This window comes from Cohnella abietis (assembly GCF_004295585.1).
Taxonomy (GTDB): domain Bacteria; phylum Bacillota; class Bacilli; order Paenibacillales; family Paenibacillaceae; genus Cohnella; species Cohnella abietis.
Map to the genome: position 1 here is coordinate 643,489 of NZ_AP019400.1, position 22,724 is coordinate 666,212.

10 protein-coding genes and 1 other RNA gene are annotated in these 22,724 nt (G+C 40.7%); all 11 read left to right on the forward strand.

Annotated elements, in window-relative coordinates:
- Positions 1-96: 96 nt before the first annotated feature.
- The 11 genes from smpB to KCTCHS21_RS02815 all read left to right on the forward strand — a co-directional run bounded on the left by smpB (position 97) and on the right by KCTCHS21_RS02815 (position 22,722).
- Positions 97-579 carry an SsrA-binding protein SmpB gene (gene smpB, locus KCTCHS21_RS02765; RefSeq protein ID WP_130605014.1) on the forward strand — a complete coding sequence of 161 codons (483 nt, stop codon included), beginning with the start codon at positions 97-99 and terminating at the stop codon, positions 577-579.
- 200 nt (positions 580-779) lie between these two features.
- Positions 780-1,145: a transfer-messenger RNA gene (gene ssrA, locus KCTCHS21_RS02770) on the forward strand.
- Between the two features lie 895 nt (positions 1,146-2,040).
- Positions 2,041-3,567 carry a PIN-like domain-containing protein gene (locus tag KCTCHS21_RS02775; RefSeq protein WP_130605015.1) on the forward strand — a complete coding sequence of 509 codons (1,527 nt, stop codon included), beginning with the start codon at positions 2,041-2,043 and terminating at the stop codon, positions 3,565-3,567.
- 202 nt (positions 3,568-3,769) lie between these two features.
- A complete protein-coding gene (locus KCTCHS21_RS02780) occupies positions 3,770-4,933 on the forward strand; it encodes a hypothetical protein (protein WP_130605016.1) in 1,164 nt (387 codons plus the stop codon).
- Positions 4,923-6,503: a hypothetical protein gene (locus KCTCHS21_RS02785; protein ID WP_130605017.1), complete on the forward strand. Its 1,581-nt coding sequence runs from the start codon at positions 4,923-4,925 to the stop codon at positions 6,501-6,503. Before KCTCHS21_RS02780 ends, KCTCHS21_RS02785 begins: the two co-directional genes overlap by 11 nt.
- Before the next feature lie 329 nt (positions 6,504-6,832).
- Positions 6,833-9,268, forward strand: coding sequence for a hypothetical protein (locus KCTCHS21_RS02790; protein WP_130605018.1), 2,436 nt, complete (start codon positions 6,833-6,835; stop codon positions 9,266-9,268).
- Between the two features lie 851 nt (positions 9,269-10,119).
- A complete protein-coding gene (locus tag KCTCHS21_RS02795; RefSeq protein WP_130605019.1) occupies positions 10,120-11,793 on the forward strand; it encodes a hypothetical protein in 1,674 nt (557 codons plus the stop codon).
- An 18-nt stretch (positions 11,794-11,811) separates the two neighbouring features.
- Entirely contained in the window at positions 11,812-13,404 is a 1,593-nt protein-coding gene (locus KCTCHS21_RS02800; RefSeq protein WP_130605020.1) for a methylation-associated defense system protein MAD7 family protein, read from the forward strand.
- Complete coding sequence (locus KCTCHS21_RS02805; protein WP_162309251.1) at positions 13,397-18,484, forward strand: FtsK/SpoIIIE domain-containing protein; 5,088 nt, start codon at positions 13,397-13,399, stop codon at positions 18,482-18,484. Before KCTCHS21_RS02800 ends, KCTCHS21_RS02805 begins: the two co-directional genes overlap by 8 nt.
- A 27-nt stretch (positions 18,485-18,511) precedes the next feature.
- On the forward strand, positions 18,512-19,387 hold the full coding sequence (locus KCTCHS21_RS02810; protein WP_130605022.1) for a DUF4007 family protein: 876 nt from the start codon (positions 18,512-18,514) through the stop codon (positions 19,385-19,387).
- Positions 19,387-22,722, forward strand: a complete 3,336-nt coding sequence (locus KCTCHS21_RS02815; protein ID WP_130605023.1) for a DUF6079 family protein — start codon at positions 19,387-19,389, stop codon at positions 22,720-22,722. The genes KCTCHS21_RS02810 and KCTCHS21_RS02815 overlap by 1 nt, the downstream gene beginning before the upstream one ends.
- Positions 22,723-22,724: the final 2 nt, after the last annotated feature.

Below are 22,724 nucleotides of genomic sequence, written 5' to 3' on the forward strand. Positions count from 1 at the left end.
GTTGATGGCGTGGGTGGGCACGTGCTATAATGAATGTCCGGCGGGCTTTAGGCTCATGCCATTAACGGATTGGACAGGTAAAGGTGGTGAAGGAAAATGGGTAAGAAAGACCAGTACGATAAGCCGTTAGCTCAGAATAAGAAGGCGTCCCATGATTACTTCATCGAGGACACCTATGAAGCCGGAATGGTGCTTACCGGCACGGAGATTAAGTCCCTAAGGACTGGCCGCGCGAATCTAAGCGATTCCTTCGCTACGATACGTAATGGTGAGATTTTTCTCCATAACATGCATATTAGTCCCTTCGAGCAGGGGAATCGTAACAATCCAGGCGATCCGTCTCGCGCTCGTAAGCTTCTTCTTCACAAGAGTCAGATTCATAAGCTCTTGGGATTGACCAAGCGGGAAGGCTACACACTAGTTCCTCTTCGTGTATACATTAAGAACGGCTATGCGAAGTGTCTGATCGGGTTCGGTAAAGGGAAGAAGCAATACGACAAGCGTGAGTCAGACGCTAAGCGTGATTCCCAACGTGATATTCAGCGGATCCTTCGGGAGAAGCAGAAGGTCAGTAACTAGAAACCTAGAACGGGCAAAAGAAACGTATTCGCTCGTATCGGGAATGAAGTGGCAGTATTGCCAGCAACAACTTAGGTTATTACACGGTACACGTGTTATAATAAATGAAGCAACACAATGCTTGAAATGCTTGATCTTCGCTTTCCTTAGGGAGAGCGCCTGGGAAGTCCAACCGATAATGCGGTGGCGACCAGCTATTCGGGGGCGTTTATGGATTCGACGGGGATAGAACGAGCGTGGGTAGCGGGTAGTAGGGCTGCGTCTGCTTCACTAACGCGGAAAGCCATTTAAACGGCAAACAACAAAACAACTACGCTTTAGCAGCCTAAGAAACTGCTTGCGTGCTTCTACCTTCCATCGCCCATGTGGCAGGCTAGGGGCTAACCTATAGTGGGATACGCTAACGAGTCTCCGCCTGGGGCTTGCTAGAGGAAGACAATCAGGCTGACCCGAAGGGAATCCGGTGACAGGGAGTCTCTAGGGTGACATCAAATCTGTCACTACACCCGTAGAAGCACATGTGGCGTTGTCTTCGGACAGGGGTTCGACTCCCCTCGCCTCCACCACGAGAAACCCGACCGCAAGAGGTCGGGTTTTTGTGTGGGCAAAATAGGGGAGTCGTCCCAGTCCGAAGGAGGACAAGATGGGTTCGTTCCGCGCGCAGGGAGCGAAGCGGACGAGCACGGCATCTCATTCTACATATAAGAACGTCATCCGCGAATTATCTTCGTCAGCAATTTCAATCAAGAATGGGATACCCCTGAGCCGAATAAAAGAATCGCGACCCAAGATACCGACACGAAGTAGTCGCGTTTCGTTTGGGGAGAGCCACAGGGGAGGACAGTGGGTTCGATCGTGCGGAAGATAGCTGAGCGGAATGAGCAAGGTCCGACCTGACTCGGTCGGATTTTTACTTTGGTCGCAAATTGCAGATGGATTGTTGATGAGGGATTCTTATGAAATCTATTTTCGGGAACTTTTGAGATAAGTTTCTATACTAATCATTGTTAGTAAGGATCACTTCGAAAATTCTGAAATATCATAATTCAGAGATTTAAATGCCTTAACGAGTGCATCCGAGGTGACCCTTCTCGTTTTTACCTCGTTTCACCATAGACGTATTGTTTATGACTATTGCGGTTCGTAAATCTTTTTTCATCATATCTCTGTCTCTCGGTTGCTTCCATAGTTACTTATATAACTAATGGCAAATCACAATAATAAATTAAAAACGCAAATATTTTATTATATTATCAGCCCGATCAAGGATTTGCTTCGTTAGGTATTGTCCTAGTTTAGCTTAGTAGTTTCTGGCACTATTCTAACAAGTTTAGGTAAGATTCTTAAGGATTAAGTTGTTAAGAAAAATAGAAATATTCGCTGATGTGGGTTTAAGGCGATCAGCGACAATTCTGAATAATTATATGTTATTATTTGTAATAATTGATAGGGGGAGATTAAGTGAGTTATTCATATCCTTTTGAGAATTTTAGAGCACTTTGGGATTTGGAACCATTAATTATTTCTGATACAAATGGACTTCTAAATATATATCGTTTTTCACCAGGTACAACCGGTGATATTCTTAAAATCTTTGAGCAAATTTCAGATCAAATATGGCTTCCAGCACAAGTTTTAGAAGAGTTCAACAGGAATCATAAAAATGTTGTTAATAAAGAACGCAACAAATATAGAGAGGTTAAGGCAGAGGTAGAACGTATCACAGATAGAGCCAAAAATGATTTTGAGAAACAGTTCCTTAAGTTTGGTAAGTTTAGGTTCCCTCAAGTTAAGGAACTCGGTAGTTTCGTAGAATCTGCAATTGAGGGAATTCGTAGTAAGTCCCAAGAGTATGAGTCTCAAATTACAGAAGAAGTAGAAAAAAATAAAGCAATGCTAAATGAAGATAAAGTTAAATTATTTGTTGATGCGCTCGTTCAAAATGGTCGTGTTGGAAATGCTTATAGTATAGCGACATTATTATCTATCTTCTCAGAAGGGGAAAAACGTTACGAATATCAGATACCTCCGGGCTACAATGATATTGGAAAAGATAAGGATGATCCTACAAAAAGACAAAAGTTTGGGGATCTCATTCTCTGGAAGCAGATTTTAGACCAAGCCCGTATATGTCAGAAGCCCATTATCTTCATAACAATGGACGAAAAAGAAGATTGGTGGGTCCTGGATGAGAAAAATAAACATGTTCCTCTAAGACCAAGAGATGAGCTTTTTATTGAGTTTAAGGAGTATAGTGATCATGAATTAGCGCTGATGAGTCTCACGCAGTTCGTCAGACACATAACTCAAATAAATGATATCATTATCGGGAACAAAACCTATTTAGAGTTGAATTCAGATTTAGTCAGTAGAGACTTAATTGAACAAGCAGATTGGTCTGTAATAATGGTTGGTTCAGATCTAACTAGTTATTTTATCCATAGTGGTGAACTACAAGATTTTTTGGATAATTCGCTTGCAGATGTGGAGTTAGAGGATTTCTCGATACCTAATATAACAATAAGCTCAGTTGATATTGATGAGGATCAGGTTGTCATTGAAGGCAGATTTGAATCTGAAGTAGAAACCATTGTTACAGAATCATATTCTAAGCATTATTCTACTAAAAAGAGAGTTCAAATTACGATTAGGGGTTCCATCAGTTTAGAATTCACGGCTGACTTTAGTAAAGAGGAAAATCTAGTAGAAGCGGAGTCCGTTGAAGTAAAAGTAGGTGGCTTTGAAATATTGGATGTAGGCTATTATGGTGTTGATTCTAAAGATTTTGATGATGATTATGATAATGAAGATTATAATGAGTCTTGCGTTGACTGTGGGAATCCTAACATTTCGTATTTTATGGAAAATGATGATCCAATCTGTCAATCATGCTCAATTTGTTACAAGACCTGTTCTGATTGTGGGAGATTGTTTGATTCAGGGATGATGGGGGGAGCATTTTGCATCAGTTGTGAAGGGCAAAAATAAGTTCCGTGTTTAAATCATATGCAACCTGAACGATTGTTTTGGAGAACTTCATGTAAAATTTATGTTTTCATGCGGAGGAGCTGGCTACACCAGCTCTTTATTCTAGTTCTATTAAGAACACTAGTTCTGAATGTAGTATTAGAGATCAAGTGTTACAATAGATAGAAAAAACATTTTTCCTTAAATTTAGGGGGAGTTTTACATGGCACTTGCAGAACGGGAAGTACCCGAATCTGAAGAGGAAGTTAATGAAATAACGGAGCTTCTCAGCTTGATTCGCTCTGTAACAAAGGAAGCGCTAATTCTCTTTCTGAAAATAAAATATGGACTTGATTTAAAGAAAACGACTAAACTGACTGAATTACATACTTTGGTGGCAACGTATAGCGATAATGAGTATATTATTCAATCTTTAGTAGAAATAAGTGATTGCATCAAAGAAATTAACCATGAAACCTTTGCAGAATTGTGTGATAACTATGGAGTAAAAGATATCATTTATAATGAAGATATCCGTCTTACAGTTGTGCGCTGTTATTTAGAAGTAGATATTGAACTTTTTCGTAGAATTAAGGTCGTTGCAGCCGTTAACAAAGATAAGAATTTTGAAGTTTTAGCAGGGAAAGTAATAAGCAATCAAATTACTTTTATAGAAGAGCATAAGCAAGAGATTTCCGAAGTCATAGCGGGTTTAATTGAAAAGGGTAGGAATTATATCATTAATACTGAACTTGTTAAAAATGATATCATAATGACTGCACATTTCGAACAACGAAAAAAGACCTTTACTACAATCTCAAAAGGCAAACAAATATCATCTGTTACTGTAATTCCAACAACTAAGGCAGTTGCTAAGTATAATATAGAGTCTAATAGGATTCAATTGAAATGCGGAAGAAACAAAAGAATTAGAGAAAGTATAATAAACACATTTGGAGTTGTTTTTTTCAAAGATAACACACATTTTTCTGATGAAGAACAACAACGGGTATATAGACTTGACAAAGTTAAAGATGCTGAATTCGATGTTAGCATCGATGATGAACTAGCAGTAGAACTAGAATCAGCTCAGGTAGTAGAAGAGACATTAAGAGTTCCGTTTGATGATGGGTGGGCAGTATTAACTTTGAAATCAAAGGATGTTGAGTTCTTACTTAAGGAACTTTCAAATGAAAAATATGATTTGAAATCAATGGAGAGAATAGAAGTAACTATAGAATTAAAATTAAAGCCTAAAAAAGAAGGGGAAAAGTCTAAGCTGATTAAAGTTACAATTTCAGATACAAGTAAAATCGATTGTGATCCCCAATATACAAAATTAATTAACAAGTGTCTTTTTAAGTGGGGGATTCATATTGGAATATAATGATGAATCACTAATAGAGGTTGCAGTAAAGAGGTTAAGCAAAAATTCCCTTGATTTTTTTACTAATCAAGAATACTCGTTGTTAAAAAGTGAAAGCAAGGGTGAGTGGTTCAAGTCTAAAAGAATGGATTCAAAATTATGCTCTATTTGTAGGGGGAAAACTTGTACTATAAATTTCGAGTCAATTGATCGGTTTGTTCCATGTCCATATGGGGAAAATCAAATAATAAATATCTCCGATCAGGATAGAATTAGTTATAAATTTGATTTTGATAAATTTCTTAGGGGAATCCAATCTCAACTTGAAATTAATCATGATGTTGAAACATACGAAGGATTTTATTTACTAGGGAATGTCGAGATAGATAATGATAACTGGCAAATTGTATTCAGTTTTAGAAAGCGTATTTCGCTTGGTAAAATCCTAGGATTGAAATATAAATATTCATCCCCATTTACACTTGTTATTATAGATAATGCAGAATTTGATGATTCATTTGACATGGCCACTTTAAGTACATTCGGAGTGTTTCTAATTGTATGGAAAGATCCGCCTTTAGAGTACTTACGTCTGAAGTATGCTAATAATTCTGGACAACTATTAGCTCTTAAAGAACTGTCACAAAACCCAGAACTGTACAAGCTATTAAACGAACAACTAGATCGCACAGCTACTGAAGGCAAAGGTACACCTTTTGAAAAAGCTGTATTTGGAGCAATTGAAAAATTGTTTAGTATTGTGCTTCCCTTTGGGGGAAATCTTAGTGGCTTTAGTATACCTGATGGTTTAATTATGGATGCTACTGGGGATAGACCCTATCCTACACTATTTTACGATTGCAAATCATTCGATGGAATGAGTTTCAAACATAGTGCTGGTATACCTATGCAAGCCAATTATTATCATGATTTCCTAAGTCCCTTTTATAGCCTTCGATCATATAGTAGGACTGGATTTATAATTTTTGCGAGTTCTTTTCCCGATAATGTTAAAGCACAGATATATGGATCGCCGCAATGGAAATATGTATTTGAAAATTTCAAAATCTTTTTTATCAATATTAGTTTTCTTCAAAGAGCAAATAAGCTAATAAGTAAGTTTCGACTTCAGAGTGACCAAATAAATAAAGCAGACTTCATGAGGTTTTGCTTTCAGGAAGAAATTTCAGTGCTCCAAGACTCAGAGGTAGAAACATATTTCAAAAGAAATTATGATAAGAGTGCATTTGAGAATTATAGGTTTATAGATGAAGTTATTGCTGAATTAGGCTTAATTTCATCAGTTATAAATTCTGCAAAAGACTTTAGTTTTCTTTCTGGAGTAGAAACTGATCTTAAAGATGTAATAAAAAAAGCAAAACATGATAATCAAAGTAAAGACGTTAAAAGACCACTCATTTCATCATATTTAAGAGAATTTGTGAATAGAGCCAAAGATAACAGTATAACAGATATATTGCACCCTCTATCAATTTTGCTAACTTTAAATCGTTTCGAAGATGACCTCAGATTACAACTCCCCAATTTCGAAAATTTATATGATCAAATGAAAGAAGTAATACAGACTTAATTAATCAAGAGAGTGTCGAGTATTTTTGTAAGCGTTTAAACGTATTGAAATGCATTAATAGGTGTTCTGTTTAGGCTATAGAAGTCCGACTGAGTGAATGTGATTTGATTGGTCCCAAATAATTCAGCAAAACACCTTTCTCACAGCTTGAGACGGTGTTTTTTGTATACAGCGAAATCAGGATCAGTATTCAATATGGAAGGGATTGGGGGTGATTTGTCGAATATTGTATCTGTAGATTCAAGAAGACCTGCTGCATGGCTAACCGGATGTATGATTTGACTGACATAAATAGTGCTATTATAGCCAGCGGAAGGTAGGAAATAAACGTGGAAGTCAATGATAACTTGAAAAGTATTATGCTACAAGCTGGAGTAAACTGGAATTCAAAACACAAAATATTCGTTGCAGGTATCCATAAGGATCTTTTCTTAAGAGAAGAGGAAGTCTCGAAAGAGGAAGATTTAAAAGCTTTCTGTAAATTAGTTCATTATCTTAAAAGCCACTCTGAATACGGTGTTTCTACCATGTGGCATAAATCAAAGCTTAATCGGTATGTTTTTTTATCAAACAAGAATAAACTGGAGGGTATGTTTCCGCCTCATACTCTAAATGCATTAGAGAGATACTATAAAGAAACGGATATATTGAAATTATATAAGCGGCTAGGAGCAGATAATCCCAATATTATTGATTTAATTGGAACTACTGCTGTGGGGAAAACCACATTTTGTTCACAGTTAGTTGATGATATTAGTAAGGATTATCTTGAGTTAACAATAGGCACAGGAAACAGTACCCTGATTCAAACCGATATTTTGATACTCGAGAAGACAGATAGAAAACTAATACTGTCAGTCAGAACAAAAGAAGAAATCTTAACTGACTTTATTTTAGTAGCCTTGAAAGGAGATTTCAAAAAATTAGAAAGCATAAAACAATTCAAAAAGTCCTGTGGAGAAAATATTCAATTACAATTGGATGAGGATGTTGTCCAGAATGTATTGGATATGTTTGATCGAGAAGATTTATATAATGCATTTAGACGATTTGTTACAAACGTTAAGAAGTGTTTTGATGAAACTGATACAAACAAGGTAGAATTCGATTACTTTAAATGGGCAAGAGAGGCATCTCAACAATCTGAATTAGCTGTTGAACTAGATGAAATAATTCGAACCGAGTTTTTAGCCACTACTGATATGGATTTAAATAATGTCTATGGTTATAGACACGAGTTTTATTTATCTGGTTCCAAGAGTAATATAAATAACTCGGAAAAGATTGTGTTAAAAACTATAGCAAAAAAAGAGTTTATAAGCAGAAAAGAAGATCTGGATAATTATCCAGAAATGAAAAATATGGTATCATTAAGAATCATATTTGAAAATGCAATGTTTGTTTTTCCTCCTGATATTGAAGCGAGGAGACACATTAATTTTATCAATGGTGTAGTTTTACGGGATTCACAGGGGCATAAAACTAAAGAGCAATATTCACTAGCCTCCGATTTTTCTGTAAAGAGCAAAATTATGCTTATTTCTGTGAGTACTGGAGGTTCATTAATTGATGAAGAAAAGAGAGATTTTCTTCAGAAAATAGCGATTTCAGAGCCTAAAGATACTGTTTTTATTATAACCAAAATAGATAAGACTGATGAATACAGTAAGTTCATGGATGAATCACAAAATGAACTCCGATTTTTAAGTAGTTTAAAAACAAAGATAAAAGATACACACAAAAACATGCTAGATTCTTGGAAAAATAGAGCTCCGCAAACCTACATAGACATCGATAGTTCCGAATATGAACTAAACGATAAACAGGCTTTTAAGTTCTTTATAGAAACCTTTAATAATGCTTTTTTAACCTCCTTAAAGAGTAAAAAGAAATTAGCGTATAGAATTAATTGTGACATTGCTCCTGATGGAAGCCTCATTGATAAAGATGATGTTAAAATAAAAAAGTTAAATTCGTGGTATGAAATACTAGTGGGGCTAATTAACAATTCTAACGTATCTAGCTATGCAAATTTGGACAAGAATGCTATCAAAAAAGTAAATAATAATGTTCATAATATCTTGAAATCTGGGCTAATAGAAAACGTAAATCGTATCGTACAGCACTATAATAGCCAAGAGAAATGGGAAGTAAGGGTCACAGAAGCATTAAACTGGTTCGAAGAAGATTTTAGAACTTGGCGTCCAGAAGGTGAAATATGGTTCTATGGTTCATTCAGAAACGAAAGAGTTATTTCGAATATTACCAGTGTATTTAAAGATCCTGTTTCGCTAATGTTAAATCAGTTAAATAAATATACAATGAAAGATGGCGGGTACAATGCGATAGATAATTTGCTAACTGATAAGTTGTCATCTGAACTGTTAAAATATTACGAATGTACTGATAGTGACCTCTTAAGAGACATATCTAAACGAATTGTTAATAGAAGTCTGGAAGCTGCAATTAAAATTGCTTACAAAGTTTATGATAGAAAGTTATATAATCAAAGTTGGTATGAAATTCTAAAACCTATCATTAACGACATTAATTCTGATGATAAGTATATAGTTGGCAATGCTCCGGAGTGGTTAAAGTATCAGCAAAGATGGTATGGATACATTAATACTGAAACTGGGCAAAGATTAGCGATGTATTGTCACTTGCTATCTGTCTTTAAGAAGAACTTGGAAACCCATTTTGAGTCAAATTTTACCACTGTTTTGGCAGATGAATTGACGTTACTAGATTCGAAAGTCCTATAGAGATCTGTACATCTAATGTTATGAACGAAAGAATACTATCTAACAATAGGGCATATTGTATCAAACTCCTGTCCGTTTTTTGTAGACAAGATGTAGACAAACACAATAAATAGAATGATTTACAGTAATGCGGAATGATATGTACTAACAATCGAAATCTCGAGAAGCCTTAGAGGATAAGGCTTCTCGAGATTTCGACAACATAAATTAGAGTAGGTCGGAGGGTCAGGGACTAGAGTTCGACTCCCCTCTCCTCCACCATATAAATCCACAACCGCACGCACGAGGTTGTGGATTTTTGCTTTCACTGTTTAACCTACCCCTGCATGCTAATTCATCCGATCAAGTCTCTATTTCGGATGGATTACCAAACTCGGTGTAGTCGAACAAATTATTTGCTGCGTTATTCTTAAAGAAAATTTTGACACAGGCATTATTATGGAATCTCCGATTATTTTACGTGCTGAGTAGACTTTAGACTCAGTAGAGAGGAGGTAAGGTGCGTATCAAAAGTAACCTAGCCTCTTCTTGTACTATGTAAAATCTACTCTGCATTTTTAAATGTGGCATTCCGTCTTTCTTGATTAGGTCTGTACCAAGATGGACCTGAAGAGAGCTATAAGATCCAAGCATTCTTGGAAGCAAGTCCAAGGTTATTGAATAGGTTATTGAATCCCGAGAAAGTCGAATAACAAGTCTAAATACCTAAAATGTCGAAAGGTTGTCAAATTTGACACTCTTTTGATAGTTCAATTGTACCAATGGGATAATGATGATAATATGGGGGATATGGAATTATTGACCATGGCTTCATGGCATTGGGGCTAGAGTGCTCGAATCAGGAGGATAAGATGAATTCTTTCATTCAGTATTTGGATCAATTTAATGTTCTTTCCCCAAATCACGCCAAAATATATGACGAGTACACTCAGCACTCAGATCAATACCGATTTTCTATCGACACGAAGATTGAGCAGTTTCTAATGACACTATTTGTCGAAGCGCCTCGAAGCGTCATCATGACCGGGAATGCGGGAGATGGCAAGACACGATTGTGCAGAACGATCTACGAGGAAATAACAGGACAGTCGTTGCATCAATGGCCAAAAAGCGGAATTGTAGAGGCACCATTCAGCAACGGAAAGATTCGTATTGTGAAGGATCTATCGGAGCTAACGGAAACGGTCATTTATGAAGAACTGGCACGTCTTCAGGATCAAGTTATTAATGGTCATTCAGATCACATTTATTACTTAATTGCCGCCAATGAAGGGAAATTAACGAAATTCCTTGCTCAGAATGCCTCATTGAAGCCTCTATCGGAACAAGTGGAGGTGCGCTTTCTTAGTCACAGCAGGAATGACGAGCAGTTCCACTTGGTGAACTTGCAAGATGTTACATCTTCTATCTACGCTGGCCGCATTATGGAAGAGTGGAATAAAGAAAAAAATTGGGCAGCTTGTGACTCATGCAGTAAGGTGAACAGTTGTATGATTCACTTGAATCATCGCAGAGTATCACAAGAGTCCATAAGGAACAATCTTATCGAGCAATACCGACTTCTGGATTGCATGGGAATTCATATAACGATGCGTGAAATTCTCATTCACATCAGCTATGTACTGACAGGCGGTTTAACCTGTGAGAAGGTGCTAGAAGCACATTATCTAGACATAGAAGACCACGCTAAGCGTGCGTATTATGACAACTTTTATGGAATTCACCTGTCGGATGCTGGTTCTGCTGAACTAGGGGCCATTCGACAGTTCAGACGGTTAGACCCGGGTCAATTATCTATTTCAACAATTGATGATTTTCTGCTGAATGGGGACATAAGTGGAGAGAGTCATATTGAAAGCAGGCACTCGGCGCTATTTGATGAAGAAATCGATTTGCTATTCGGTTATTATCGTAAGTTAATTGAGAAATATCGTACACATGATCCAAATATGGATTTTAAAGTGATATTAGAGCAGATGCCTAAATTCAGACGTAAATATTTTTTCGAGTCAGATGAACAAGAGCAGCATATACGAAAAAAGTTGGTTCCTTATTTATATTTTTTCCAATTTACAGATAGTTTAACAAACAAACAAGCGCTTGCTTCCACTCGCAAAGAACTCATTCAAGGATTAAATCATGCTTTCTCTAAGAAGTTAATCGATCGAGCGGAAAGTCAACTATTCGTCGTAAATGAAAACCTGCTTATTCATGAGACATTCTCGGCTAGTCAGGTCAAGTTGGCCACTGATGAGGAACGTTCGGATATTGATTATTTACCATCTAAGCTATACATAACAGTAAACCAAGAAACGAAGTTGGAAGTAAAACTTCCGGTATTCGAATATTTACTTCGGCTTTCTCGCGGAGGGCTTTTCATTACACTTAGGCAAGAGGTAGATATCTTGTTAAGCACGTTCAGAAATGACTTGATTAATCGCAGTGAGCTAGATGAATTTAGCTTGCAAGTGTTCGCGATTGAACCTAACAAGGGTGTATATACCCGCTGCGAAATTGACATTTAATAACGGAGGTACTGCGACATGGCTACTATAGAAGCCTCGAATAAGCTGGACAGATTTACGTCGCAGTTGTCTGCGCATATCTGGGGGCATCGGTTCAAAGAAGGACAGCGGGGTCCGGAGTATGTATTGGAATTTCTAAACGTACTGTTCGGTGCTAGCTATTCTTTAAGTCATGAATATTATCATCGTAAGAGATCGGTTGGCCTTCGTAAATTCATATTCGAGGGAGTCAAAGAAGGTAGCGGATCGAATGATATTCTAGTTCTTAAAGAAGAAGAAAAACAGAAGCTCGTGCAGGCCGTTCAAGAGAACAACGTTCATGTGCTTAAGCAATTTTTGAAAAACTTGGAAGTCGTCTTGTATAATACAACCGGCAAAGAAGCAGACCGCTCTTGGTTCGCCAGGTCACTTTACCCACTGCATGAATCGTTGCTGTATGTGGAGCTCCGAAAGAAGGGCAAAGATCTTTCCTTCGAACGCAATTTTTTTGCCCGTGGTGGAGAGCTTTATTTCCTTATGCTTGGACACGGAACGGATAAACACATCAATCGTCGTAAATTTATAGAGAACCGTTTTCAGCAGTTGCTAACGAAGAATAAAATTATCGAGAAAGTCGTGGACAAGATTTCGTCTGCATTCGAAGAGAAAGAGCCTTATCAGGATCGGACCTGTAAGCTTCGTTCTTCTTCTCAGGATGAGAATGTGCCCGCATTGCCTCCATCTGCTCCACAAGATAATGAACAGTTGTTTGAAGGTTTTGCGGACGAACTCGAAAGACTGCTACTAATCGATCTAGATATTTATGAAATGTTCCATCTACTTACATCATTAATTTGCTTTCAATTGGCCCGGTATATGCACGAACGAGCGCTTATCGTACCCAGCCAATTTACCTATTTCTTCGATTGTCTTGACGGGATCAACAAGCCTATTACTCAACAAGCCGCATCGAGCTTTGAGCAACATGAGAATTTGATTAAACAGAAATTCGAGCATGAGTTCGAGCAAAAGGTTCAAGAGTCGCTTGGCAGTTCCGACCATATTGAACAGCAATTGCCCTTATGGAAAGCTGATCCAGAAATTTTCTTCGAGAAGATGGGTTTAAGCCAATTGCGTAGTCGAAAAGGAATCATCGAGACGATGTTGCTTAGATGCAATAATGCTGATGATGTATCAGGCAAGCTAAAGGATATCGTACGTGAGGCGGTGTCTGATCAACTGAAGAAGAATCAATTGAATATCACGCGTGTCCTATCGAGGGATGGTGGATTCGCCACTTATCGTCGCGGATCGGCTTCGAATTACCGTTATACTATCTCCGATTCCTTTCTACAAATGCTCGTATTCACGAAGGTTAAGCCTAAAGAGAAGATGGAATATAACGAATTTCTAGACGTGCTGTTTCGGGAATATGGCATCGTAATAGGAGTGAGCCAGGCGAAGGAATCCGGCCTGTACGAGCAGTCTAGATTAAATGTCCGTTATTTCCAAGACAATGAGAAGGCGCTACGCGATAAGTTAAGGCACAATGGGTTGCTCATCGAATTCTCGGATGCAACTGCAATGATTCAAAATCCTTATGCCAGCACTGCGGAGGTTAGTTATGCATAGCTCGGGACGACAATTACTAGGTCAGTGGGTCGTAAATCTCGTGCTTCGTTACTTCAGCAATCAGAAGAAAGCCAATGGCGACAAGCTATTTACGAAAATTGTAGGCATAGACGACACGGCCTGGGCAGATGTTTTGCATGCATTTCAAAAGGTGGAAGTTGAACTAGCGACCTACTTTGAACCGATCATCCGAACTTTGTCGAAGGTGAATGGATTTGAAGCTTATCAGTGCCAACAGTATGAGACGAGTACTTGGCTACGCAATAATACTTCCTCAGGTAGTGCGTTGTTGATTTTCATGAACAATGATTCACCTGAAGCGCAAAGTCTCGAGAATATTTTTACAATTGATGAGGCGCGTCTCTTGAGTGCCGAAGGCTTGGAAGTCTTGTACCAGTTATTCGCTGAAACTTACAAATGCTACGGAGATGAACTGAAGACTCTTCAAGTGTTCCTTGGCATGTACAACCGGATATCAGAACCGCAGTTGCGCAACATTTTAGCTTTTCTGGCAGCTATTATTGACGATCCCGAGCTTTCGATGGTTGATAAAATTCAGCGAAATCTGGATCAGCTTCTGCTGTTTCGTGATAGCAAGCTTTCCTTCAATAACAGCGATGGATTGACACGATTGAAGCGTAATTATCAGCTGTCGCGTCTTGAGAAGGAAGGTAAAGCATCCAAAAAGGATGATTTCATTGAAAACCTCTTCGAGTTTATCGGAAAGGGAGCTGGAGATCAGGATGGGCATGAGCTATGGGAACGGGTTAAACCAGATGTTTTCCGGCAGCAAGCGCTCGATTTCATTCATAATCAGTCGACTGAGCTGTTTCAGTATGAGTATGACCATGTCGTCACTGCGCTGCTCTTTAAGGTAGGTAAGCCGAAATTGAATGAAAGAGTCAACGAATTTAAGATGACGATTGAAGATCAAGACGAATGGTCTCAAGATAAGAATAAATTGCTGTCGGAAGCGCTGGAAGCGATCGATGAGAACCGTAACCCGGATAAAATACAAGAGTTCATTGATGAGCTTTCTTTCGAATTGCAAGGAGCTCCAAAGCTGCGCAAAGATCTTGAGCGGACGATCATTCGGCTCCGGCAGCTGCCGGAGTACACCGAGCTAAGCGAAGCATTACTGCGGGAGTGCATTCTGTTGCTCGAGGAGTATTCGGACGATTACTTGATGACTAGTGTCGAATTTGAGCTTCGCATTATGGATGCCCAGGTAAGCGAGCAAATGCATGCAGCTTTGCAATTCCATCTCCTCCATTTGGAGCAATTAACAGGGCGTATATGTTTCAACGCATCGACACTGATTATGTCTAGCGAGAAAGCAAAGGAAAGCGATATATCGTTGCAGTTGCACATGTATGTGGAAGGAAAGGAAATTGATAAGAAAAGGTTCAAGCTTGTAAGGGCTTTTTCGGGATCATTATCAGGAATGATTAGTCATGTGCATGACACAGGTCGTGTACCTTATGTGCAGGAGTACTTTGGATCCGATATGAAGCTGATAGATGTGATTGAAACAGTTAAGGATAATGTTAGCGGATATGTAGCGGTTAATGATGAAGGTGTCAAGGTTGCGGTAGATATATTTTGCGAATTCGTGGATTACTATACAGAGGAATTGCTAGGTGCGCTACATCAAGGGTTGTGCAGTTTGGATGTTTACCAGCTTGAAGCCAGATTGGAGATTGTGCTGCAGCATGCGCACCAATCGGCACTTATATCCAAGCATATACTTCAGTATATTAGCTGCCTGGGAGCCATTGACCGATATGATTGCAAAATATATGAGCCTGTCGGTTACGTACAGGATCGTATCTTAACCTTGCTGAATCCGCTTCGGTTGCTTAGCTATACTAAGCGGATTGTGCACATAAAGACGGAATTACAAAATTGGATCGATCAACAGCAGGCATCTGCAAATGCAGTAGATGAGATGGGCGCTTATTTACAGCAGCTTCAGGAAGAAACGGCACACCTCTCGCCGCATTATTTCGCAATAGATGGCGTTCCTGATCAGTATTTGATTGAACAGCAAGAACGGATGGGGGAAGGCACTTTCGTCCTGAATGGCAAGAGCAGCGGGGAAGAGCAGTTTGTCGATACGTTTGCCGGGGAATTTCTGTACACGGTTAAAACGTACCTCGATGTATATCCTTACGCCCGGGATTGTTTGGATATCGTGTTTCTGTACTGCCCACATGCGGAATATGTTACAAGTGCCATCGATCAAATATTTAAGCATACAGATGTTCGCAAGGTGAAGGCAATCATTCATAGCGAGACGAAGGGCGCGGCCATTCATGAATATTTGAACGGCTGGATCAATCAGGAGGAGCAGTACTCCGAACGATATTTCAGCTTTCCAAGGGTAGAAATCCAAGTTGTTGCTGAGAAACAGATAAACGCCATGATGCAAAGTGTATCCCATTCGTTGTTGGATGCAGATCTTGGTATACTGGTCAATTATTTCGGTCAAACGACTCATATCCAGTATAAGTTGGAAAAAGTGCACGTGAAGGATTCTGACAATTGGTTCGACACGATTTATCGAGAGCCGTTGAAGAAGGACGATGCGATTAAGAGGGTCAGTTTAATTAGCGAGAAGCTGCCCAAGCTTATGCAATTTTTCTATCGGATGCAATATGTCCTGCACAGCAGCGAGGCTATTTCTTCTGATGAACATTATTTGCTGCGCACTGTCATCTCGATAACGCATCATTCGGATGCTAAGCTGATTGACTACATGCACGATAAATTCAATTGGTCGCTCTTCATTGATCGACATTTGGATAAATCATTGCTGCGGCAGGTGTCTTCCAAAGCGCAAATTATCAAGTATAAGTCACGAGTAGGCAAGAATAAAGATTTCCGAACGCTTCTGTCCTCTTCGAAATATATTAGAAAACTGGCCAACGAACAGGACGATCATGCTTATTATGATAGATTGCATCAGAAATATGTGAAGCTGCTACAGAACGGTAATATCGATAAACAAACGATTGTAAAGGCGACCGAGCGGGTAAAGGAGATTTCCGGAGGCGTCGTACTTCGAGCTATCGGACCTGGAAAATTTGCGCATGAGCTAATGGCGATGTATTTGTCGACGGAAGCAAGATTGGCTCTAGACGGGGAGCTTGTTATTTGGTCTGTCTGTGACGAGCTTCCCTGGTTTCAAGGCTCGGTTCGCAGACCGGATCTCGTACGAACTTCCATTAGACGCAATGAGAGCCGGATAAGCATTCAGTTCGAATTAGTAGAGCTGAAGTTTATTTCACACACGATTTTCGAGACAGAAAGATATGACGCTATTAAGCAAGTGAAAGCGGGTCTTGAGCTGTATCGCAGTAGGTTCATGTTCAATGAACATCCGGCAAGTGCTGAATTATGGCGAAAAGAGCTTATTTATTACTTGCTTGAATACGGCACGTACTCAGTGGAAGACGCTTTGCTGTTGAAAGAATTGCAAGGCATTCCTATCAATCATATCGATGTTGCACTATCCGGCTCGATTGACACGTTCGTGTACACTTCGAATCTTCTCGAACTCAGCGTGATGGAAGGTCATATGGACGGGTATCAAACAGAGCTTCTGAATAATGATTTTACGAATCATATATACAATCGTTCATATATCTTAAGGGCGTTAGGTGCAGCTCAGGAGAGTGCCATCCCTGAGTATGAAGAGCTTCAGAATCTAGAAGTATTCGTCAACGATAAGATTGGACAAGAGCAGGTACGGGAGCTTGTGGCTGAAGAACCAATTAAAGAAAATGATACGGAAAAGGCGGTAGGTTTGGAGGCGAATAGTCTGTTTCTCGTGGCGGTAGGTCGGGAGGACGATACCGCGCAAGCTGATAATCCTGCCCAAGCTAGTGCATTGACGCTAGAACGTTCATCTCCGGCTTCTTCTGTTGCCTATCCGGAACAAATAGCATTATCGGGAGATCCACTGATGGAGAATCCTTTATTGGAGGACGTGATGCCTTTGGTGGAAAACTACCAAAGAAAATTGCGCTTCGGCTTTAATCAAATCGGCATATCGATCAAAATCGTGGAATCATTCGTAGGAGTCAGCGTTATCCGCATGATCGTGGAAATACCCAATGACAAATCCTACAGCAGCATTGAGAAGAAGGCTGAAGATATCTATTTATGGCTGCAGTTATCATCCATTCCTCTCATTGCCTTGCGCAATGGAAGAATCAATATTGATATCAATAGAGATACGCCAGAGATCGTTTACTTTGAAAATTTTATGAAGCAGACGAGAGAGTTGTACCCTCCAAGTCGTCTGAAAGGGAAACTGATCGCGCCGATTGGAGTCGGACAGCTACGAGAACTGATCGTCATGGACTTCTCGAGTCCAAATACGCCGCATCTCCTAATTGGTGGAACTACGGGAAGCGGTAAGAGTGTGACTATTAACTCTATTATTCTTGCGATGATGTGTATGTATGATCCGTCAGAGGTTCAATTCATGTTCATCGATCCGAAGAAGGTCGAATTCCTAACCTATGAAAATCGCAGCCACACGAAACAAGTGATAACAGAAATAGAAGAAGCTATTCGAGCGTTGGAGCAACTAGTAGAGGATATGGAGCAGCGATACCTTATGCTAGCGCGTGAAAGCGTATCGAGCATTGATGAATATGTTGAGGTAACAGGTATTGCTATGCCGAGGATAGTCATGGTGTTTGACGAGTTCGCAGATTTTATGGAGCGGGAGAAGAGCTTAAGCGGACGTGTAGAGAATGCCATCCTGCGACTTGGGGCGAAAGCACGTGCAGCGGGTATCCATTTGCTCATCTGTACGCAGAATCCGAAGGCGGATATCGTTCCCACGAACATTCGCAACAACCTGCCGGCCCGATTGGCACTCAAGGCAGCCGATCACCATGCCTCCAAGATCATTATTAATGAGGATGGTGCAGAGAAGCTAGGCGGCAAAGGGGATTTCCTAGTGAAATTGGATTCGCCGGAGACGGTCAGAGCTAAGAGCCCCTATTTAACGCCTCGTGTAAAGCGAGCATTGCTGCAATATTTCAATAAGAACGAAGAGCTGTAACACCGCTTGAAAGGATGAACTCGCGTTATGAAATTCGGACATCATCAAAGCTTTTACTTGCGGGTGAACTGGCTTTCCAAAGCTATAAAAATGCTGAAAGATGACCCGCAGTTTTTCTATGATGAATTTGGCTTCGAGAAAATTGGACTTGGCAGAAACATGGCGAAGTCCTTGAGGTATTGGGTTTTGGCAACGACCGTGATGAAAGAAGGCAAGGATGATCATCAAAAGCCGATTCATCGGTTGACTGAATTTGGGACATTAGTCTCTCACTATGATCGCTTTATTAGGCTGTCTTTAACTTCCGCTGTGTTACATTATTTGCTCGCTTCGAATAAAGATCAAGCGACAACCTGGTACTGGTATTTTAATGAGTATGGCCATCGCTCCAGCACCAATGAGGATTTGCTTGCGGCGTTGAATGTATGGGTAATGCAGCACCACAACCGATCTATATCGGCCAATACCCTGAAACGGGATTTGGATTGCCTTAAGCTGATGTATACCTCGCACATTAGATACGAAGACGACCCCGAGGATGTTGTAGCGAGCCCTTTGTCCGGGCTGGGCCTGCTCTATGATACGAAGGAAAAGTTTGTGAAGCACAGTCCGGGACTCCAACAAATTGACCTAGATGCGCTTTATTTCGGATTGCTCGACTATTGTCACCAATATCAAGTAGATAGTGTGACATTGGAAGAAATCCAAGTGAAGCCGACGTTATGGGGAAAGCTATTCCATCTGTCTTCAAATCATATACTAGAAGCCTTAGAGTTGCTTCATGCCAACCCTCACTATCCAGTCTCGTTTGTTCGTACTAATCAAATTTACAGCCTAAATATAGATGTGGAAGACGCGTACGCCTTCTTGCGGAAGGCGTACGAACGGAAGGCGGCTTATTAATGCAAGGATTCCGCTCAAGTATTAATCTGCAATTCGACCTACCTAATTCGCAACTGCTGGATCGATACGTATTGTCTTCTTCGCATTGCGAAGTATTTCATGGGATTCTTGAGGGTGTTACTCAGGACACAACACATGCCCACTTATTAATCGGTCCATACGGAACAGGTAAGTCGCTTCTCTCGACGATTGTGTGCCAGTTGCTATCTAAACGATTCTCAGGGGAATGGCAAGAACGTCTTCTCGCTCAGTCAGAGAGGATTGACACGAAGTTAGCTAGTCTGTTGCGCGACTTCGGGAATACAGCGATGACTTATGTACCAGTTATGATCAACGGCAGGACAGGTAGCTTACGTACAATCATTAATCAAGCAATCTTTCGCGCCTTGCAACAGGCGGATATTTCAATTGTAACTCCGAACGAAGCAAGCTCTATATTAAGTACGGTCGATCGCTGGAAAGGTTCGTATCCGGACACCTACATAGCATTTCTGAGCCATTTGGAGCAGCGGAGCTGCCAAGAAGAGGATTGGCGTTTGCAAATCGAAAACTGTCTTGAGGAGCCGATTCGGGACTTTATTGCCTTCTATCCGACGGTTACTTCGGGTACGCCTTGGACAATTGAATATGAGATGTATTTTGTGGAAAATCTTGAGCGACTTTCTGCCGAACTTATGGAAAGAGAGACAGGCTTGTTTATCGTATACGATGAATTTGGCCGATTCCTACAGTCGCTTTGCGGGGCGGATGCACTTCAGAGCATGCAAGACTTGCAGGACTTTGCAGAATTCGTAAACCGGACTCCTAATATGCATTTGTTGGTAGTAGGCCATAAACATATCAGACAATATGCAGCCAATAGCCGGGAGTCGATTCGCACAGAGTTTGAGAAGGTGGAGAAGCGGTTTCGATTTTACAGTCTTGAGACTGATGGCGCTACCTTTCTTCGGCTCGCTCAAGAAGCGATCGCGGAGACCAATGCTTTATCTCTCAACAATGTGGTTGAGCTTGAAACATTGGAGGTGCTTCAGAGTTATCCATTATTCGCCGAGTTTACTTCTTACCAGCTCGAACATGGAATCATCCAATCCTTATACCCGCTTCATCCCGTCGCTGTGATGCTGCTACCCCACTTATCAAATATATTTGGGCAGAACGAGCGTACCTTATTCTCTTTCTTATCCGACAACGAGCGATACAGCGTGCGTGATCATGTTCATCAGCGTCGCGGATACTATTATGCGGATCAGTTATTCGATTTCTTTAGCATCACTCTTGCTGAGTATGGGGACCAACCGAGCCTGCAATTGTATCATACGATTGCACCATATCTTGATGGCCAGCTTCCGTTACAACGGCGAATTGTCGAGTTGTTGGCTTTATGGGCAGCTACTCTACTTACTCAGAAACAACCGGCAACATTGGCATTCCTTGCATTTTCGCTAGGTATCGCCAAGGATGAAGCGGGAGCAGCGTTGGAACAGCTGTCTAAGGCTAAGATTGTTCGGTATAATTCCATTCGCGATCATTGGGAACTATTTGACGGCAGCTCAATCGATCTGAATGCTGTTGTAGCGGAGAAAATCACGACGACCTCCCTCCAAGGGAGAGAGCACATGGCGCTACTGGAGCGGCACTTGCCCATGTCTTATGTCTTACCGTACGAGTACAATGACGACATGGACATGATTCGCTATGCGGATGTTCGATTTACAGATGTTTCTGAATTGAAATCTTTTGATGAATCGCTATTAACGGCAGACGACCGAATCTGGCTCGTGGTCTATTCAGGCGAGGATCAGATGGAGGAACCGATCGCTACGGCAATTGAGATGGCTAATCCCTTCCTTGTAGCCTTTCCTAAATTCACTGCCGAAAGTGTGTATACCAGTCTTCTGTACTACAAAATCATTGATGAATTGCTGCACGATCCGGCATTCCTGGCGCTAGATGTGAGAGTGAAAAACGAGCTGTTGTATATGCTTCAGGAAACGAGTGTGAGAATTAAATTATTCATAGATCGATATTTCGTCTTCGATGAACTGGAATGGTGGTCGGGAACGGAACGGGTCATAGTCAAGGATTTGCTGGGACTTGAACGATTGGTGACCAAGCGGTTAAGGAATAAATACCATGAAACACCGCTTATTAGGAATGAGGCCTTTAACAGAAATCGCATTTCTGCCATTCAGAGGAGAGCACTCATAGACGTCATTGATCGCGTAATCCAGCAGCCTGGGGCGCCCAGTCTCGGCATAACGGGATACGGCCCTAACTATTTGATTTATGCGAGTGTACTTAAAAATAATGGCTACAAGTTGGATACGGAGGGCAGGGTTGAATGCGGTGGCACGCTTGCAGCAATTAAAGGGGAACTGGAAAGACGGCTGGACGATCAGCCTATTGGGAAATTGTCCAATCTCATCAGCATGATGGAGGCTCCGCCTTACGGTATTCGCTCGGCTGTAGTACCCCTGCTATTCGTTTCGCTATTAAGAGAACGTTGGGATCAGCTCCTCTTTTACTCACATGATATGCTGACCACCCATTTAAACGGAGCCTCGGTTCTTGAATTGATTGACTTGTCCGATTTATATGAATATCGCTATTACAACTGGACAATAGAAGAAAGAAACCAGCTCGAGGAGCTGGGACAGCATTTTGATCTTTCTGCCCAGGCATGTGTGAGCTTCCTGCATGTTCGGGATGCTTTGCTACATTGGCTTCGCCAGTTGCCTAAGTTTTCACAGATTACTCGGCAGGTATCAACGATAACTGAGCGAATTCGGGACAGCATCCGTGCTGCAGAAATCGACCCATATTATCACATGAAGGAATTGGCTTTAAACGGCGATCTCCTAACAGGGGCAAGGAGAGAGCTTGAAAAGTTTCTAGTATGGAACGAAGCTGACCTTGAACGAAAAGTTCTCGACCTGACAGGTCAAGAGACGCTTACACATGTGTTCGAGGCTCTAAGGAAACTCCGCAACGAGGCGATTGGCAAGAAGAGTAAGCTACTTACGTTAGCGGAAACAGGAGAAGAGTCAGGGCTGATCGATCGATTGGCGGAACATCTTGTCGGTGTTGCTCGAACGGAATGGTCCGATGCAACTCAGGATCTCTTCCTTAGTCAGATTAAATATGAGTGGCAGCTGCTTCATGCAGGTGATGAAGTTGCTGCGGCGTCTGAATGGATCGTTGATCAAAACGTACTACTTTCAAAGAAGTCCCAAACCCTCTATGCAAATGTTAAAAACATGTTGAAATATGCGGGCAAAGATGTACCGACACAAGAAGTAAAGCAATTGTTAATCAAGCTACTTCAGGAAATCTAGGA